The organism is Flavobacterium sp., from assembly GCF_043779715.1.
Taxonomy (GTDB): domain Bacteria; phylum Bacteroidota; class Bacteroidia; order Flavobacteriales; family Flavobacteriaceae; genus Flavobacterium.
This window is the reverse complement of the sequence record NZ_JAYWDT010000240.1, coordinates 18,200-38,252: the sequence shown is the minus strand read 5'-3', so window position 1 is coordinate 38,252 and position 20,053 is coordinate 18,200. Positions and strand designations below refer to the sequence as shown.

The 20,053-nt window shown below is 32.2% G+C and carries 16 protein-coding genes; 15 read left to right on the top strand and 1 reads right to left on the bottom strand.

Going from position 1 to position 20,053, the window contains the following annotated elements; genetic code table 11:
* Window positions 1-41: 41 nt before the first annotated feature.
* Complete coding sequence (locus ACH2BG_RS11610) at window positions 42-779, bottom strand: hypothetical protein (protein ID WP_395047857.1); 738 nt, start codon at window positions 777-779, stop codon at window positions 42-44.
* Between the two features lie 378 nt (window positions 780-1,157).
* Between ACH2BG_RS11610 and ACH2BG_RS11605 the strand changes: the two genes are divergently transcribed.
* The 15 genes from ACH2BG_RS11605 to ACH2BG_RS11535 all read left to right on the top strand — a co-directional run bounded on the left by ACH2BG_RS11605 (window position 1,158) and on the right by ACH2BG_RS11535 (window position 20,046).
* Window positions 1,158-2,822: a helix-turn-helix domain-containing protein gene (locus ACH2BG_RS11605; protein WP_395047856.1), complete on the top strand. Its 1,665-nt coding sequence runs from the start codon at window positions 1,158-1,160 to the stop codon at window positions 2,820-2,822.
* Between the two features lie 101 nt (window positions 2,823-2,923).
* Window positions 2,924-3,217: a helix-turn-helix domain-containing protein gene (locus ACH2BG_RS11600; protein WP_395047855.1), complete on the top strand. Its 294-nt coding sequence runs from the start codon at window positions 2,924-2,926 to the stop codon at window positions 3,215-3,217.
* Between the two features lie 8 nt (window positions 3,218-3,225).
* Entirely contained in the window at window positions 3,226-4,062 is an 837-nt protein-coding gene (locus ACH2BG_RS11595) for a transcriptional regulator (RefSeq protein ID WP_395047854.1), read from the top strand.
* A gap of 142 nt (window positions 4,063-4,204) precedes the next feature.
* Window positions 4,205-4,828, top strand: coding sequence for an ATPase (locus ACH2BG_RS11590; protein ID WP_395047853.1), 624 nt, complete (start codon window positions 4,205-4,207; stop codon window positions 4,826-4,828).
* Window positions 4,829-4,988: 160 nt separating this feature from the next.
* Window positions 4,989-5,423 carry a hypothetical protein gene (locus ACH2BG_RS11585; protein ID WP_395047852.1) on the top strand — a complete coding sequence of 145 codons (435 nt, stop codon included), beginning with the start codon at window positions 4,989-4,991 and terminating at the stop codon, window positions 5,421-5,423.
* Window positions 5,424-5,695: 272 nt separating this feature from the next.
* Complete coding sequence (locus tag ACH2BG_RS11580) at window positions 5,696-6,373, top strand: response regulator transcription factor (RefSeq protein ID WP_395047851.1); 678 nt, start codon at window positions 5,696-5,698, stop codon at window positions 6,371-6,373.
* Window positions 6,342-7,631 (top strand): sensor histidine kinase, encoded by a 1,290-nt coding sequence (locus tag ACH2BG_RS11575; protein ID WP_395047850.1) that lies wholly within the window; start codon window positions 6,342-6,344, stop codon window positions 7,629-7,631. Before ACH2BG_RS11580 ends, ACH2BG_RS11575 begins: the two co-directional genes overlap by 32 nt.
* A gap of 66 nt (window positions 7,632-7,697) precedes the next feature.
* Window positions 7,698-10,106, top strand: coding sequence for an outer membrane beta-barrel protein (locus ACH2BG_RS11570; RefSeq protein WP_395047849.1), 2,409 nt, complete (start codon window positions 7,698-7,700; stop codon window positions 10,104-10,106).
* Between the two features lie 99 nt (window positions 10,107-10,205).
* Entirely contained in the window at window positions 10,206-10,628 is a 423-nt protein-coding gene (locus tag ACH2BG_RS11565) for a PepSY-like domain-containing protein (RefSeq protein ID WP_395047848.1), read from the top strand.
* Window positions 10,629-10,701: 73 nt separating this feature from the next.
* Window positions 10,702-12,663 (top strand): LTA synthase family protein, encoded by a 1,962-nt coding sequence (locus tag ACH2BG_RS11560; protein WP_395047847.1) that lies wholly within the window; start codon window positions 10,702-10,704, stop codon window positions 12,661-12,663.
* Complete coding sequence (locus ACH2BG_RS11555; RefSeq protein WP_395047846.1) at window positions 12,663-13,541, top strand: diacylglycerol/lipid kinase family protein; 879 nt, start codon at window positions 12,663-12,665, stop codon at window positions 13,539-13,541. The genes ACH2BG_RS11560 and ACH2BG_RS11555 overlap by 1 nt, the downstream gene beginning before the upstream one ends.
* 43 nt (window positions 13,542-13,584) lie before the next feature.
* Entirely contained in the window at window positions 13,585-14,343 is a 759-nt protein-coding gene (locus ACH2BG_RS11550; RefSeq protein ID WP_395047845.1) for a hypothetical protein, read from the top strand.
* Between the two features lie 92 nt (window positions 14,344-14,435).
* Window positions 14,436-15,164: a phosphatase PAP2 family protein gene (locus ACH2BG_RS11545; protein ID WP_395047844.1), complete on the top strand. Its 729-nt coding sequence runs from the start codon at window positions 14,436-14,438 to the stop codon at window positions 15,162-15,164.
* Between the two features lie 43 nt (window positions 15,165-15,207).
* Window positions 15,208-15,600, top strand: a complete 393-nt coding sequence (locus ACH2BG_RS11540; RefSeq protein ID WP_395047843.1) for a hypothetical protein — start codon at window positions 15,208-15,210, stop codon at window positions 15,598-15,600.
* Between the two features lie 117 nt (window positions 15,601-15,717).
* Complete coding sequence (locus ACH2BG_RS11535) at window positions 15,718-20,046, top strand: CusA/CzcA family heavy metal efflux RND transporter (protein ID WP_395047842.1); 4,329 nt, start codon at window positions 15,718-15,720, stop codon at window positions 20,044-20,046.
* Window positions 20,047-20,053: the final 7 nt, after the last annotated feature.

The following is a 20,053-nucleotide window of genomic DNA, read 5'->3' as shown; positions in this document are numbered from 1 at the left end:
TGAAATTGCGAGCTCGCGAAAAACCTTTTTCTATTTTCTTCTTAATCATTCTGAGCAATCCCAGTCACAAGAGCCATAGTTGCCGCTTCAGCCGAACCATATTCAGCACCTTCAGTGGAAGCAATAATATTTCCAATAAGTACAGTCCAATCTGGATCAGTATTCTTTTTTGGTTTTTTATTAGCTCTGTAAGCTGAATGTCTAGCTACCGATGTTGTGGTGAAAATAATACGCTTATCAGTCTGATTTAATGAAGAGTTAAGCAATACGCCATTCTCGTACGCTACAATTTTATCATAAATAACATCACAATCAGTCTCATTATCAAGAAAGATAATAAACGAATTAATAAAGTTTGATAAACTCGATTTGGCTGATGTTGACATACTCGACGCGGAGATAACATCATTGACACAAGTTGTTGGATGTTCAAGTAAATTCAATACTATAGCACTTGAAACGTTATGATAGGATGAACCTTTAATCGAATTAAAACTTGAACTAGCATCAGCTATAGTTTGTACTTTGGTTATAATTTGAGGAACCGTGCCACCCAAATTTCCATTGGTGTAATACGTATCAAACAATTCATTGTAAAGCCATCCGACTTCGTCATAAGGATTGGCATCATTTCCTGGTAAAGTTGTAATAAGTTTAGCGGAATGAGAATTGGCATTTTCAGAATTCGTAGTTTCATTATCAGAGCTACAAGATACAAATCCTGTACTCAACATAATAAAAAAGGCAATAATTGGCGTGCATGAGTGTATATTTTTCATGTGATTTAATGTGTTAGAATGTTACTGATTACTTTTTTTTCATCAGTTCATTTAGCCCGGGATAATTGAACTAGGATTTGGTTGTGCTCATAACAAAACCGATTGAATTCAAGACAAAACTAACTGCCTTATTCCCATCTCACAAGCCAACTGGTGCGCCATTCCCGAATGTAGAATGTGTCATTCGGGAATGAAACACTTAAAAACAAATAGAAAAACACAACCCTTCAATACATTACACTTAATAAAATACATTCTCAATTTGTCACTACATCTAATGCCTTTTTTAAATATTTTATTTACATTTATTCGCAAAAAAACACCAGATTAAACATATTTCTTTTACATTTTTAATTGATTAAGCCCCAAATCCTTAAAATGATTACAAAAAAACGCTTACTATTTCTAGTACTACTAATTTCGCATTATAGTAATGCACAAGACAACTATGGTAAAAATTCAGATAGTCTATCTTCCAAAAGTTATGATTATTTAAGTCAAGCGGCAGTCCGATATGGGAATGATACTGTCAAATCAAATAGGTATGCAAAAGCATGGTTAGAAAAAGCTAAGAAGCAGAATGACTATGAGCAAGTGACTTTAGCATACAAAACCATAATGTATCTAGTAGATAAGAAGTATCATTTGAATTATGCAGATAGCATAATTAGTGTTTCCATGAACACAAAAGATAACTTAATAATTGGCAATGCCTATCTCACTAAGGCAACAGTGTACTATGGTAAAAAAGAGCACAACAAAGCATTAGATAATTTTATTATTGCAGATACTTATATCTCTAAAACTAATGACGAGTATTCAATCTATAAACTAAAATACGGCATTGCACAAACCAAATCCTACCTTGGTTTCTATGATGAAGCCATCAGTTTATTTAGAGAATGTATTGATTATTTTAAGGAAGAAAACGACAGAGCATACCTCAACTCATTACATTCATTGGGTTTGTGTTACAATCGAATTGGAAATTATGCATGGTGTACCGTTACAAATCAAACTGGAATTGACGAAGGAAAAAGATTGAACAACCTCGAAATGCAACCGTATTTCATCCATTCTGAAGGTGTAAATCTTTGTGGTTTGAAAAAATATAATGAAGCTATTTCTAAATTAACTTTAGTTCTGCCAACAATACAAAGCAAGAAAGATTTTGCAAACGCATCAGTGGCATATTTCTATATCGGAAAATCATTTTGGGCTTTAAATCAAAAGGATAAAGCGATAATCTATTTTAAAAAAGTAGAGGAAATATTCAAAAAAGAAAAATACATCCGTCCAGACCTACGCGAAGGCTATGAAAAACTAATCGCTTATTACAAACAAAAAGGAAATACAAAATCGCAACTTTATTATATTGATCAACTTTTAAAAGTGGACAGTATTCTAGGTCAAAATTATAAATACCTATTAAAAAAAGTAGTCAAAGAATACGACACTAAAGAATTATTAAAGTCAAAACAAGAGATTGAAAATGCCATGACGTTCAGAACCATAATGGCTTTTGGTATCATCTGCATACTGATTTCAATTATTGCTTTTTTAATATACAAGCACTTCAAAAACAAACGACTTTTTAATGAAATAATGAAACGCGATACAAAATCACCAAGTGTTCCAAAAATTTCAAGCAAAGCGGTTACACAAGATATCAGTCAAGATATTGAAGATGCAATAATTAAAAAGTTAGAAAAATTAGAAAGCGAAAATAAGTTTTTAGAAAAAGACATGAACCTAGCAAGAATGGCTACTCTATTAAGTACAAATACAAAATACGTTACCAGAGTTATTGCCAAACACAGAGGAAAAGGTACTATTGAATACATTACAGATTTAAAAATAAATTACATTATAGAAAAACTCAAAACAGAAAGTAGATACCGAAATTATACTAACAAAGCCTTGAGCGACGAGGCTGGTTTTGGTTCCACTCAAAATTTCACTCGTGCCTTCAAAGAACGAAACGGAATTTCACCAACTTATTTCATTTATAAATTAAAGAAGTCAATAAATACAGGCAATTAGAAATTAATTGCCTCTTTTTCTTTCACAACTTGTGATTGACTTGTGAAATAAATAATCTCAAATCATACAATTTTGTGCCATAACAATGTAAAACATATATTATGGCAATTGAAATCCTTACTAAACAAGACTTAAATGATTTCCGTACGTTACTACTAGACGACATTCGAGAAATCTTCCAAAGCAAAACAGAGCAAACCAAACAATGGTTAAAATCATCCGAAGTTAGAAAGCTACTCAACATTTCTCCAGGAACACTGCAAACATTACGCATCAACAAAACCTTATCCTATACCAAGATTGGAGGTATTATCTATTATCCATACAAGGATATTGAAAAACTATTAGACCAAAACAAAGTCAGCTCCGAACGCACATTATTCAACTCTAAGTAATTCATACTATGAATTATATAAAACACCTAACTGGATTTTTCGACAGAGTAGCAAAAGATAAATTGCTCAATCCAACACATGTAAGTTTATACATGTCGCTATTTCAATTCTGGAATTGCAATCGGTTCAGAAATCCAATCAGTATTTCTCGTGATGAAATAATGCGAATAAGCAAAATCAGCTCAAAAGCAACCTATCATAAATGTCTCAAAGCATTGCATGCGCAAGGGTATATAAAATACGAACCATCCTACAATCCATTCAAAGGCAGTCATGTTTTTTTATTCAATTTCTCCGATGATTTAAAGCCTTTACCAAAAAGTGCCAGTTCAAATTTTAAACCAGTTATTGAACAAGTAGTGAACAAGTCCTGTACTAGTGATGAAACAAGTAGTGAACAGGTTAATGAACAAGTCGTAGTACCTTATATAAACAATACAAACATTACAAACGATTTAAACAATTCAAACGGCTTAAACTTGGGCGAGCAATCAAAAAAAATTGAAGAAAATGTCATTGCGAAGAACGAAGCAATCTTATCAACCGAAGCCGGAGAAGAGAAAGAAAAAAAGTTGCGCGAAAAAAAGAAAGATAAAAAACCAACAATCGAAAATGTTAAATCCTATTTCCTCGAACAAAACTTCCCAGAACTCGAAGCCCAAAAATTCTTCAATTACTTCTCCAGTATCGGCTGGTTAGTTGGTGGCAAAACACCAATGGTCGATTGGCAAGCAGCAGCACAAAACTGGATATTAAACGCACCAAAATTCATCCCAAATGCAGAACCAAACCGACCAAAACAACTCAACACCACAACCGAAAAAGACTACACTGAACCATTATAGTAACTCATTTGTCACACTGAGCTTGTCGAAGTGCTTTGTGGTTTTTAAAAATCTGTGTAAATCCATTTAATCCGCGTCATCTGTGTCCCAAAAACATTCGCTTTAGCGAATAAATCGATGTCAATGTAATGTTAAAATAATTATGGAAAACGAAATAAAAACCCACTACAACTACCAAGAAATAATCACTTGGATAGAAAAAAAAGGCATTGAACTACACGGCAATCATTTCAAAATTCTTGAAACCGATTACCCAATCATATTCAAACTAATCGCCTATTTTCTCAAAGACGAGGTAACCTGTTTTCAATACAATATCAACTTAAACAAAGGAATTCTACTTTCAGGTCCAATCGGCTGTGGCAAAACTTCAATAATGAACATAATGAAATACTTAACACCAACCGAACACAAATTTTTCGTAAAACCATGCCGAGACATAAGTTTTGAATTCATTCAAGACGGTTACCAAATCATACACAAATACAGCAAAGGAAAACTCTATGAATTCGAACCTAAAACAATATGCTTCGACGACTTAGGTACAGAAAGCAACCTAAAATACTACGGTAACGAATGCAATGTAATGGCAGAAATCCTATTAAGCAGATACGATGTGTACATCGCAAAACGAATACAAACCCACATCACAACTAACCTTTCCGCAAGCGAAATAGAATCACAATACGGCAACCGTGTCCGAAGCCGAATGCGTGAACTCTTTAATCTAATAGCTTACGACAACACTTCAAAAGACAAAAGATAATTATTCTCTAACATTGCTAATCACTTTTTTCTAATCACTTACAATCATGAAAAATACAACACTATTCTGGAATTGGATCCAATACAACATTTGAAATTAAAAGGAGGACTGCCAGTGGCAGTCAGGTATTTTCTAAAAATAATAATTTAAAAACAACAAGATGAAAAATATAAAATTATTCTGGGACTGGATACAGTTCAATGAAAAAGCTTTAAGAAACCTTCAAAATGAAAAACCAAAAATCCAAAAACTTTTTCTTTTCTGGCTCGACAAAAACCTGCATTACTATTCCGAAGGATTAGATTGCATTTTAATTTTCCCAAAGAGAAACACCCAACCAATACAACTAATAATTTCAGCTAATGGCAATCCCAATTATTTTAAAGAAGTAACAAATTTGGTAGACAATGCTCCAAAACTAAAAAACTGGAACTTCATGGCTTTCATCCAACCATCCGAAGATATCGAAGAAATGGAAGCAGGATTAGACAAACCGTATGTATTTAAAGACATTAACATTAAGGCAAGTGAAATAAAATTTGAACCGTTACAATATGAGAACTGTAAAAAAATAGACATGATTGTGTATTTTTAAAACTATACCGTTCATTGCAATAATAAAAACCTCCTCCAAGTCATTTATATAATCATTCAAAATATTATAGTAGAAAAAGCACTTTTTGAAAACATCAATTTTGTTGAACTAAGTCAAATGCTAAATGAAGAAAACATCGAGCTAATTTATCTGTATGATTTACAATATTACCTTGATGAAATAAATTCAAAATAACGTCATATATACTTTTTGTTTTCAAAATTTAAAATAAAATTCAACTTTTATTCAAAATTCATTTCTTACTTTGCATCATGAAAATACTTATAATTGAAGATGAACTGGAAATACAAGAAAGTATCAATAGTTATCTAAAAACCAACGAAATTCAATGTGAGAGCGCAAATAATTTTGAAACAGCGCACGAAAAGATAACATTGTACAATTACGACTGTATTTTGCTCGACTTAATGTTGCCAGATGGTGATGGATTTTCAATTTTAAAAGAATTAAAAAAGCTCAATAAATCTGATGGCGTAATAATAATCTCAGCCAAAGAAACCTTAGAAACTAAAATTGAAGGATTTACATTGGGTGCTGATGATTACCTCACCAAACCATTTCACTTATCCGAATTACTGGTTAGAATTCAGGCATTGGTAAGAAGAAAACAATTTAATGGAAGCAACACTGTTAAGTTCAATGAAATTGAGATAGATACCATCAATAAATCAGTAAAAGTTAAGGGTACAAAAATCGATCTCACCAAAACAGAAATGGATTTATTACTCTTTTTAATTGGCAACAAAAATAAAGTCTTGTCCAAAGGTGCCATTGCAGAACACTTGTCTGGAGATATGGCTGACATGTTAGACAACCACGACTTTATTTATGCGCACATCAAAAATTTAAAAAAGAAGTTGAAAGAAATGGGTACTTTTGATTATTTAAAATCAGTTTATGGAACAGGCTACAAATGGGAAGATGAATAAAAAATTACTTCAAAAAACACTAAACTATTATTTCATTTATGCTGTTGTTATACTAATAACCGTTGCTCCGTTATTTTATGTAGTTTCAAATGTTTTATATGAAGACGATGCCAACGAAGATTTGTATGCAATAAAAAAACAGTTTGACACTTTCACAAAGGATGAATTAACTCTAAAGGACATTGCACTTTGGAACAAATTCAATAAAGACGTAAACCTGCAAAAGTTCAACGGAATTGCAAAGGACAGTTTATTTGATCACAGCTATTACGATAGTCTTAATAAAGAAAATGAACCATACAGAGTACTTAATGCTCCGGTAAAAATTGAAGGCAAAACATTCACTTTTTCAGCAAGAATTAATATGGTTGAAAAAGAAAACTTAATTGGAAGTACAGTGGTACTTTTCATTTCACTTTTAGTGCTTTTAATTCTTGGCTTCCTTTTTATTACCAAATACATTTCATCAAAATTATGGTTGCCGTTTTATGTCGCACTCGACAAGCTCGAACAATTTGAAATTGACAAAACAACTTCAGTTAATTTAATAGAAAATACCACCGAAGAATTTGATCGATTAAATAATGTAACAGTGAAACTCATTCACAAAAACAGTAGTATTTATAATAGTCAGCGAGAATTTATTGAAAATGCAGCTCATGAACTTCAAACACCAATTGCAATCTTTAAAGGAAAAATCGAAAACATTCTACAACGAAAAGACCTTAATCAAGAGCAGTTTCAATTAATTGATGATTTAAACAATACCACTTCTCGATTAGTCAAGCTAAATAAAAATTTATTGGTTCTTTCTAAAATTGAAAGTAATTCATTCTATGAAAAACAACAAGTAAACATTAGTGAAATTATAAATCATCAAATAGCATTTTTCAACGAACAGGCAAAATCTAAAGATATTGAAATCAATATAGAGAGTAGTGAAAAAGTAATTGTTAGTGCCAATCCATTTCTAGTTGAAATACTAATAAATAATTTATTCATAAATACAATCAATCACAACGTAAATGATGGTCAAATCAATGTCAGCGTGACGTCCAAAGGAATACTATTCTCAAACACTGGTGCTTTAATACCTTTAAAAACAGAAAAAATGTTCGAGCGCTTTTCTAAATCCAATCCAAGTTCTAAAGGAAATGGTTTGGGTTTATCGATAATTAAAAAGATTGTTGATGCAAACAGTTGGTCTATCCATTATAGTTTTAAAGATAGATTTCATAATTTTGAAATATCATTTTAAAAATTCAAAATTTCTACAAATTCCATTGCGATTTTTGTCATTGAAAAATTATAAAGAAAAGAAACAATGCGAATTAAAACATTATTAATTGTTCTCATATCATTATTTGGGACAAAATTACTGGCTCAAGAAAAATCAGTAACGGTATCGGGCACTACAAAAGACAAAATTACAAAAGCAGCTTTACCTTTTGTAAATGTAGTTTTAAAGACTTCAAAAGACGCTTCTATAATTGCTGGTACAGTAACCAACGAAGAAGGAAGATTTTCAATTGCTAACATAAAATCGGGAAATTACGTTTTAGAATTTTCATTTATTAGCTACAAAACCAAAACACAATCGGTTTATGTAGGTTCACTATCAGAATTTTTGGATCAGGGTAGTATTGAATTAGAGGAAGATGCCACAACTCTACAAGAAGTAGTAGTAGTTTCTAAACAAAATACCATCGGCGATAAAATGGATAAAAAAACGTTTTCTATGGCGGATAACATCAGTCAAAGTGGCGGCTCTGTTTTACAATCAATGCAAAATTTACCAGGAGTAACAGTCCAAGATGGCAAAGTACAAATTAGAGGTAATGATAAAGTCACCGTATTAATTGATGGTAAACAAACGGCTTTAACAGGTTTTGGAAGTCAATCGGGTTTAGATAATATTCCGGCTTCAGCTATAGATAAAATCGAAATCATTAACAATCCGTCAGCAAAATATGATGCCAATGGTAACGCAGGTATTATCAATATCATTTACAAGAAAAACAAAAAAGAAGGCTTCAATGGTAAAGTCGGTTTTACTTCTGGATTAGGTGCTTTGTGGGAACGAAAAGAAAACCTGCCTACAATTAGACGGCAATATTCACTAACGCCAAAAGTTAATCCTACACTATCACTTAATTACCGCAAAAACAAAATCAATGTGTTTTTTCAAGGCGATTATTTATATACAGAAACACTGAATAAAAATGAATTTGTGACGCGTACCTACAATGACGGAACAATCATTAACCAACAATTAAAAAGAAACCGAAATACACATTTCACTACTATTAAATCGGGAATTGATTGGAATATCAATGACCATAATACACTTACTGTTTTGGGCTTGTTTGGCTCAGAAAAAATTATTGATAACGGAGACCAGCCATTTTTTAATGCCGATTATTCCGAGCGATTGCGACTTTGGACATTTTTAGAAGATGAATTAAAGACAACATATATGGCAACAGCTTCATATCAACATAAATTCAAGGAAGCTGGTCATTTAATGAACATTGGTTTAAATTATACCTTTCATCGTGAAGATGAAAAATACTTTTTCGATAATATTTTGCCAAGCTCAACAAGCAAAGATTCCTTCAAATTACTATCGGATGAAAGTGTAATCGACTTCAATATAGATTACATAAAACCATTAAAATATGGTCGATTTGAAACAGGATTTAAGTTTCGTAACCGAATTATTCCAACAAACATGCAATTCTTTCCGGGTACAAGTTCGCCTTTAGATGCAAGCGCAGGCGGCAAAGCAACGTATGAAGAAATCATTCCGGCAGTGTATGGAAACTACGTTTATGAGACCAATAAAATCGAAGCAGAAATTGGATTGCGCTTGGAATACTTAGATTTAGAATACGAAGTAAATCCAAACCATCCAACCTACAGAACCGATGGCTATTCTTATTTCGAACCGTTTCCGAATTTCCGCTTTGCCTATAAAATCAATGATGACAACAAAATATCGTTGTTTTATAATCGAAGAATTGACAGACCAAACGAAGTTGATATTCGAATATTTCCAAAATATGACGATGCCGAAATTATTAAAGTCGGTAATCCTGCATTACGACCACAATTTACCAATTTAGTTGAATTAGGTTTCAAGAGAAATTTAAAAAAAGGATATTTATATTCAGCTTTCTACCATCGTTTTGCAAATGCAACCATTACACGAATTGCTTCTACTGTACCCAATAGCAATCTAATTTATGCCATATTTCAAAACGTGAATAAAAGTTCCAACACAGGAATAGAAATGGTTCTTTCACAAGATATTGTAAAATGGTATTCCTCCAATCTTAATCTAAATGCCTACTACAATCAGATTGGTGCGTTTACAGTTCAAAATCTATATCCACAACCCAACACATTTACAGCAGCAAAACAAGATGTTTTCTCAGGAAATGTAAAGTGGAACAATACGTTGCATTTGTCTAAAAAAGTGGATGCGCAGATAACAGCACTATATTTAGCTCCAGATATAATTCCGCAAGGCAAAATAAAATCACGTTTCTCAATTGATTTAGGATTAAAAAAATCGGTTCAAAATGGAAAAGGAGAATTCTTTCTTAATGCAACCGACATTCTGAACACTCTTGTAATCAAAAAAGAAATTCAAGGTCAGGAATTTAGATATACTAGCAATGATTACTACGAAACTCAAGTGGTACGATTAGGGTATAATTATAAATTTTAAAGAATAACTAAATTTATTTTTGCTTTAATTCAAAATTCAATATTTCTACAAAATTGGTTTGCAACTTTGACTATTATTAATTCAAAAAATATAATAGCAATGAGAAAATCAGTAATTATTGTAGTGGCTTTAGTGTTATCTACAATCGCTTTTGCTCAAAAAGTAAAAGCAACAAAAGTACCGGAGATTGTTTCTAAATCTCTATTATCAAAATATCCCAATGCAAAAAAAGTCAAGTGGGATAAAGAAGAAAACAATTTTGAAGCCAGTTTTGAAAGCAATAAAATAGAAAACTCTGTTTTATTCAATGCGAATGGTAAAATCATCGAAACAGAAGTTGAAATTACCACAGCACAATTACCAAAATCAATTCTTAATTACATAGGTAAAAACTATAAAGATCAAAAAGTAAAAGAAGCGGCAAAGATAATTTCAGATAAAGGTATTGTTACCTACGAGGCTGAAATTAAAGGAAAAGATTTGCTTTTTGATGAAAATGGAAAGTTACTGTCAGTTAGTTAATTTTTTCATGTTTGGGCATTCACATCATTTGGTGTGAGTGCTTTTTTTTTTATAGTAACCCAATAATATACCTATGTCCAATAGAATAAAAATTTCCAATCGTTACAGTTTACTACTTGCATTTATCTCATGGTTTATAACATTTTCTTTCTTCCTAAGAATAATATTTACAATTTTACAATACGATGAAGTTTCCTTCAACGTATTCTCAATTATAGGAACTTTTCTAACAGGACTCTTTTATGATATCGGAACCATAAGTTTAATAATTATTCCGTCGGTCCTCTATTATTTTGTATTCCCGAACAGATGGATTGGCTCATGGATTGATAAAATTCTACTTTGGTTTTTCACATCACTTACCATTTTTATATTGGTATTTACATTCTTTGCAGAGATTACATTTTGGGATGAATTTAAAACACGCTTTAATTTTATTGCAGTTGATTATCTAATTTATACCCATGAAGTTGTTGCCAACATCCAACAATCGTATCCGTTACCATTTCTTGTATCGGGAGTTCTTTTAATTACAGGAATTATAATTTTTACTTTTTACAAATTAAATGTTTTCAAGGAAACATTTACCACAACAGTCAATCTAAAAGACCGAACCATTGTTTTAGGGACAACAGTAATAACAGCAGCGCTTTTCTCCATTTTTATTACTAATAATCAAGCAGAATGGTCATCCAACCGCTACAATGCTGAAATTTCAAAATCGGGAATTTATTCCTTTTTTGCAGCGTTCAGAAACAATCAAATGGCATATAATGAATTTTATACGTCAGTTAAAAATGAAGAAGCGTTTCAAATAGTTAGAAATAAACTGCAAGATAAAAACAGTAAATACCAATCAAATAAACAATCAATCCACAGAACAATTACAGATACTACCAAAAGTCAACCCATCAAGAAAAATGTAGTTTTTATTCTGGTTGAAAGTTTAAGTGCCAGTTTTATGAAAGAGTTCGGCAATGAGCAAAACATTACCCCATTTTTAGACAGTTTAGCGCAAAAAAGCATCTTTTTTGATAACCTATATGCCACCGGAACTAGAACAGTTCGTGGTATGGAAGCCATGACACTTTGCATTCCGCCAACACCTGGGCAAAGTATTGTAAAAAGACCCGAAAATCAAAATCTATACACCATTTCAAATGTTTTCAAAAGCAAAGGATATAATTCCAATTTCTTTTATGGTGGCGATGGTTACTTTGATAATATGAACGCCTATTTTGGAGGAAACGGATTTACAATTTATGACCGTGGTCGCGGAAGTGTTTTGAGCGATAAAATTAAAACCACTAGAAATAATATTAGTGATGATGAAGTAACTTTTGAAAACGCTTGGGGAATATGCGATGCAGATATTTATTCTAAAATGACAAAAGTAGCGGATGAACATTATAAATCAAAAAAGCCATTTTTCAATTTTGTAATGACAACCTCCAATCACAGACCATATACCTATCCTGATAATGCAATTGATATTCCATCGGGTAAAGATCGTGAAGGTGCAGTGAAATATACCGATTACGCATTAAAAAATATGTTTGAAAAAGTAAAATCAAAACCTTGGTTTAAGAATACAGTTTTCATAATCATTGCCGACCATTGTGCCAGCAGCGCCGGAAAAGATGAAATTGACGTTGCAAATTATCATATTCCTGCATTCATCGTCAATCTTCCGGAATATCAAAATCAAAAAATTAAAAAGCAATGTTCTCAAATAGATATTTTTCCAACATTCTTTTCATTACTTCACTGGAACTACGAAAGCAACTTTTTTGGTAAAAACATTCTGGCATCCAATTTTGAAGAACGAGCTTTAGTCGGAACATACCGAAAATTGGTATTGATGAAAAATGATAAAGCCATGATTTTATCCGATCAAAAAAGACAAAATTTTTACCAATGGAACAAAGCCGATAATAGTTTGAATGCTATTCCAATGGATAAAAATTTCTTAAACGAAACCATTTCATGGTACCAAACAGCCGATTACCTTTTCACTCATAAGTTGCTCAAATAATGAAACACATCCATTTTATAATTAATCCAATATCAGGTGATGGCAAACACAATCTAAGCAGAACAGTTTTGGAAAAATATTTTTCTGAAAAAGAATTCAAAATTGCTGTAGATTATTCAAATCATAAACACCATGCAATTATGTTGACCAATAATGCCGTGGCTAAAAATCCAGATTATATCGTTGCCTGTGGTGGCGATGGTACCATAAATGAAGTGGCATCTTGTTTAGTTAACACCCAAATTAAATTGGGCATAATTCCTATTGGTTCGGGCAATGGTTTAGCTTCAAACCTTAAAATTCCTAAACTATTAGAAGAAGCAACACAAGTTATTAGAAATGGGAAAACGCAATTCATCGACATTGGAAAAGTAAACCAACAATACTTTTTTAGCAATATGGGAATTGGGATCGATGCGTTGATAATTAAAAAATACGAGTGTTATAAAAAAAGAACATTAACCTCATATATAAAAGCGTCATTACAAGCCAGCTTACAGTACAAACCAATCAAAGCGATACTATTGTTCAATAATCAAATTATAAACAGCAATTCTTTTATGCTTTTTGTTTCAAATTCAAACGAAATGGGATATGGTATGAGTTTAACACCAAATGCAAGTCTTATTGATGGGAAGCTAAATTTAGTGCTAATTCCAAAAATAAGTTTAATCAATCAAATCAAGTTGGGACTTCATGTGGTTTCAAAAAAAGCAGAAGTTTTTAAAATGGCGCAGTACAGTTTAATTGAAAACATTGCGATTGAATTACCTGAGAAAATTTTTGTTGACATTCAGTTAGATGGCGAATACCACAACTTAAAAACCAATAAAATTGAAGTTTCAGTTATCAAAAACGGACTTGAAATAGTGTCATAGCGAGCCAAAAATAATTTAATAACTCAAAATACATAAATTTAAAATGAAAATAGTAGAAACAAAATTAGTAAACAAAATTGCTGAAATAACTGTATTGTTTTGGGTTATGAAAATTGTAGCAACCACGCTCGGCGAAACTTTGGGAGACTTTATTTCAATGACTTTAAATTTGGGGTATTTAACAGGAATAGCAATAACTGTTGTCTTTTTCATTGTACTGCTCTACAATCAACTTAAAACAAAAGAATACCAACCACTTCCATTTTGGTTGGTTATCATAGCAACTACAACATTAGGTACTGAAATTTCTGATTTCATTGACCGCAGCTTACACTTAGGTTATACAATAGGTAGTTTGGTCTTGTTGTCAGGTTTACTTTTTACACTCTATTTATGGTATTCAAAATATAAAAACTTGAATGTTAATCCAATAACAGAAAACAAGAAAGAAACATACTTTTGGATTGCTGTTTTATTTTCAAACAGCCTCGGAACTGCATTTGGCGATTACTTGGGTGATGTCATCGGACTAAGCTATATTCAAGGTGCTTTAATAACTGCATCAATAATAATAGCGGTGGTTTTACTACACTATTACACTAAGCTTAACGAGGTGTTTTTATTTTGGTTGGCTTTTGTATTTACAAGACCATTTGGTGCCACTTTTGGAGACTTTTTAACCAAACCACTCGCTAAAGGAGGATTAGACTTAGGTACATTACAGGCATCACTAGTCTCAATTGTAATAATGTCGTTGTTGATCTATTACTCTCAAAAAAAAATGCTTCACAAATTTAATTAATCCTTAATCTTAAAAAATCCAGCTTATGCAAAAAAAATACTTTTATTAATTCTAAATCTTAAAGTATGTATTTAAAAGTGTTTTTATTTTTTATGATTGGTTCAGTCGGTTTTGCACAGCAAGTAACAGATACAATAACTATAAATGAGCCAAAAGAGAACAACAAAAAGTTTAAGTTCAAACAACTCATCATTCCAACAGTCTTAATTGGTTATGGTGTTATTGGCATTGAAAGTGATGGATTGAAATTCGTTAATTCAGGAATAAAGGAAGAAGTAAACGAAAATATCGACGAAAAAATAACAATTGACGATTTCTCGCAATACCTTCCTGCAGCATCGGTTTATGGTCTTAATGCAATTGGTATAAAAGGCAAACACAATTTTAAAGACAGAACTATTATTTTGGGAACTTCCTATTTGTTAATGTCAGCTACTGTACTAAGTTTAAAATCCATAACAAAAGTAGAACGACCAGATGGTTCTGGGTTTAATTCCTTTCCTTCCGGACATACTGCAACAGCATTTGCAGGAGCAGAATTTCTTTGGCAAGAATACAAAGATGTTTCTGTTTGGTATGGCATTTCTGGATATATTGTGGCTGCTGGCACAGGAGCATTCAGAATTTACAACGACAAACACTGGTTGACTGATGTAGTAGCAGGTGCTGGAATTGGTATTTTAAGTACCAAAGTTGCCTATTGGATAAATCCTTTCATGCAGGAGAAAATTTTTAAATCAAAAGAGAAAAAAACAGCATCAATTATGGCTCCTTTTTATAATGGTAAGCAATATGGAATAGGTTTCATAAAAACGTTTTAGTGTTTTTATATTCAATAAATTAAAATATGCTATATTTACACTCTTGAAAAAAATAGTCTCCATATTATTTCTATTTACATTCCTGTGTGCTAACACAGAAATAGGTCAATTGTTGAAATTACCCAACCTAATTGAACATTTTATAGAACACCATGACCACAAAGACGAAAAGAGTATTTCTTTTTTAGATTTTGTAAAAAGTCATTACAATGACAATCAGAAGCACACAGATACCGACAAACACGACGAACATCAAAACTTACCATTCAAGACGATAAGCGGTTCGGCAAGCAATATAATTGCTTTCGAAAATCAAACAGAAATTATATTTCACAATCCTGTTAGTATTTCTATTAACATTGTTACACCTTTCAGCAAACAATTCTACACTTCAGATGTTTTTGCTTGTATATGGCTTCCACCCAAGTTGAGTTAATGTTTTTTTTTAAAATAACTAGTTAGAAATATTAAAACTATTTCTGATTAGGTATTAAAATGCTATTTACTATTTTTTTAGTGAATGGTACTTTTATCAATTCATTAATTTAAAATTATGCTAAATAAAATCATAGAATTTTCAATAAAAAACAAACTCATTATTGGATTATTTGTAATTGCACTTATTGGTTATGGTAGTTATGAATTTACCAAACTACCAATCGATGCAGTTCCTGATATTACTGATAATCAAGTGCAAGTTATTACTTCTGCACCATCATTGGGTGCTACCGATATTGAGCGATTAATAACATTCCCTATTGAACAAGCAAATAGTAATATTCCGGGATTAAAAGAAATTCGTAGTTTCTCACGTTTTGGGTTGTCTGTAGTAACTATTGTTTTTGATGATGCAACTGATGTCTATTGGGCTAGACAGCAAGTAACCGAAAGACTAAGTGCTGTAAAAGACCAAATTCCAAAAGGTATCGGGCAGCCTTTTCTAGCACCAGTAACCACAGGATTGGGAGAAATTTATCAATATGTTATCAGAGCAAAAATTGGTTACGAAAAAAAATATAACATAACTGAACTGAGAACAATTCAAGATTGGATCGTACGCCGTCAATTATTAGGTGTTGAAGGCGTTGCCGAGGTCAGCAGTTTTGGTGGTAAACTAAAACAATTTGAAATCGCAATCGACCCAAATAAATTGCAATCCCACAATATTACGGTTGCTGATGTTTTTACAGCTTTAGAAAAAAACAATCAAAATACAGGTGGTGCATATATCGAAAAAGGTCCAACTGTTTTATATATTCGAAGTGAAGGATTAATCAGTACTCTCGAAAACATAAAGGACATTTCCATTAAAAATACTACTAACGGAAGTCCATTGTTTATTCGTGATGTGGCTGATGTTCGTATAGGAAGTGCAATTCGTTACGGTGCAATGACCTACAACGGAAAAGGAGAAGTTTCGGGCGCAGTTGTGATGATGCTAAAAGGAGCAAATAGTAATGTAGTTATTAAAAATATTAAAGAAAGAATTGCACAAATTCAGAAAACATTACCCGAAGGAGTTATTGTTGAACCATTTTTAGACCGAACTAAAATGGTTAATAATTCTATTTCTACCGTTGGAAAAAACCTGCTTGAAGGAGCAATCATTGTACTTTTAGTATTAATCTTCTTTTTAGGAAATGTACGAGCAGGTTTAATTGTAGCTTCAGTTATTCCGTTGGCGATGTTGTTTGCAGTAATACTAATGAATGTATTTGGCGTAAGCGGAAATTTAATGAGCTTAGGTGCATTAGATTTTGGGCTTATAGTTGATGGTGCTGTTATTATTGTCGAAGCGTGTTTGTTTAGTTTACACAGTCGAAAGCAAGGTGAAATTTCGCAAAACGAAATGGATAAAACCGTTTTGGAAACTTCGGTAAGAATGCGAAATGTTGCCGTTTTTGGCGAGTTAATTATTCTTATTGTTTACATTCCAATTTTCACATTACGTGGCATTGAAGGAAAAATGTTTTTACCAATGGCACAAACGATAGCTTTTGCTTTGTTTGGCGCTTTTGTTTTGTCTTTGACTTATGTTCCTATGATGACCGCTTTATTCTTGAATAAATCAATAACGCACAAGCAAAATTTTTCAGATAGAATGATGACGAGATTAGAAAATTTCTATCAGCCAATTTTAGAAAAAGCATTAGCAATTCCTAGAATTATCATCGGAACTACATTAGCATTATTTGTTTTAGCAATTGTGACACTCTCGTTTATGGGTGGCGAATTTATGCCCTCTTTAGAAGAAGGCGATTTTGCAGTTGAAACCCGAGTTTTACCAGGAAGTAATTTAGAAACATCTATGACTGCCATTTCTCAAGGGGCAAAAATATTATTAACCAAATTTCCAGAAGTTGAAAAAGTAGTAGGAAAAACAGGAAGTTCCGAAGTTCCAACGGACCCAATGCCAATTGATGCTAGTGATATGATGGTTATTCTAAAAGATAAATCCGAATGGACATCTGCATCAACATTTGATGAATTATCTGAAAAAATGGCAAAAGAACTCGAAGCCGTTCCGGGTGTTTCTTATGGTTTTCAATATCCTGTTCAAATGCGTTTCAACGAGTTAATGACAGGTGCTAGGCAGGATGTAGTTTGTAAAATATTTGGCGAAAATCTCGACACATTAGCATTATATGCCAACAAATTAGGAAAAATTGTAAGCACTGTAAAAGGAACTTCCGATATTTATGTAGAAAGTGTTACAGGAATGCCTCAAATTGTAATAAATTATAACCGTCCAATGATTGCTCAATACAACTTGAATATCGAAGACATCAACCGAATAGTTAATACGGCATTTGCGGGACAAAGCACAGGATTAATATATGAAGACGAAAAACGATTTGATCTGGTTGTTCGTTTAGCAGGAGAAAAAAGAAAAGATGTTACAGATGTTCAAAATCTGTTAATCCCAACACCAAATGGTTCTCAAATTCCGTTAGCACAATTGGCAAAAGTAGAAATTACTGAAGGTCCAAATCAAATACAACGTGAAGATGCCAAACGCAGGATAGTAGTTGGGTTCAATGTTCGAGGGCGCGATGTGCAAAGTATTGTGAAAGAATTGCAAGATAAAGTAAGTGCAAAAATCAAATTTCCAGCAGGTTACTATCCAACTTATGGAGGAGCCTTTGAGAATTTAGAACAAGCAAAAAACAGATTGCTAATTGCAGTTCCAATATCGTTGCTACTAATTCTGGTCTTATTGTATTTTGCTTTCAAATCGATAAAACAAGGATTATTAATTTATTCTGCTATTCCTTTATCTATGATTGGCGGAATTTTCTTTTTAGCAATGCGTGGAATGCCTTTCAGCATTAGTGCTGGAGTTGGATTTATAGCCTTGTTTGGTGTAGCAGTTTTAAATGGTTTGGTATTAATAGCCGAATTCAACCGCATAAAGAAATCTGGCGAAACCGATTTAAAAGCAATTGTTCTTCAAGGCACAAAGATACGGCTACGTCCGGTATTAATGACAGCACTTGTAGCTTCATTAGGTTTTTTACCTATGGCATTAAGCAACGGTTCAGGTGCAGAAGTACAAAAACCATTAGCTACAGTTGTAATCGGTGGATTAATTATCGCTACATTCTTAACCTTATTTGTTTTACCAATCCTATACATAATGTTCGAAAAAGGAATTAAATTAAAACCAAGAAAGCAAAATTCAATAATAACCATTATTGTATTGGGATTGTTATTCTCGTTTCAAAACGCCAATGCGCAAGAAAAAATTAATTTAGACAAAGCACTTGAAACGGCATTACAAAACAATTTGAATGTTAAGAACCAAAAACTCAATTCGACTTACTTACAACAAATGACTAAAACGGGTTATGACATTCCAAATACAGGAATAATTTCCGAATATGGGCAATTTAACAGTAATATAAATGATCTAAAAATTGGTATCTCGCAAAGCATAAAATTTCCAACAGTTTACAAAAGACAAAAACAATTTTTAGTAGAACAAGCCAAAACAGGCGAATGGAACGAGGCTTTACAAAGAAAAGAATTGTCCAAGCAAGTTACAACAGTGTTTTATGAACTTATTTATCTAAAAGAAAAGGAAAAATTATTGCTTAAAAGTGATAGTATTTACTATGAATTTTTAAGAAAATCAACACTGCGTTTTGACAAAGGCGAAAGCAATGTTTTAGAAAAAGCTACTGCTGAAAATCAATCGGGACAAATAAAAATCCAATTACAGGAAGTGCAAAGCGATTATAAAGTAGTCCTGTCTCAGTTTAAAATGTTACTCAATACCGACAAAGATTTTGTTCCTTATTCAGAAAAAATTAAGATAGACTTTGATGACGAGAAGATAGAAAATGCAACAACAAATCATCCAAGTATTAAATTATTTGAGCAAGATGTAACTACCAATAATGCAGAAATTTCACTTGAAAAATCTAAAAGATTACCTGAATTTATTGGTGGTGTTTATTGGCAAACTTTTAAAACTAATAGTACTAGTCAAAATGGATATAATGGAGTTTACGGTCAGTTTGGAGTGGCATTACCGCTATTCAATTCATCGTTCAGCAACAGAAATAAAGCGTTGAAAACCAAAACCCAAATCGCTGAAAACAGTTTGAATTTTGAAAAATTGAAACTACAAAACCAATATCAAAATTTGTTGCAAGAGTATCAAAAGAATAAAACGGCAACTGAATATTATGAATTTAAAGCGTTAAAAAATGTTGATTTAGTAACTAATACTGCTAATAAAAAATTTATTGGTGGAGACATCAATTATTTAGAATGGGTAATCCTTATCAATCAGAACACCGAAATTCAAAGCAATTATATTGAAGCGGTTAGAAAGTTAAACATTAGCATAATTGAACTTAACTCATTAACCAAATAATTGTAGT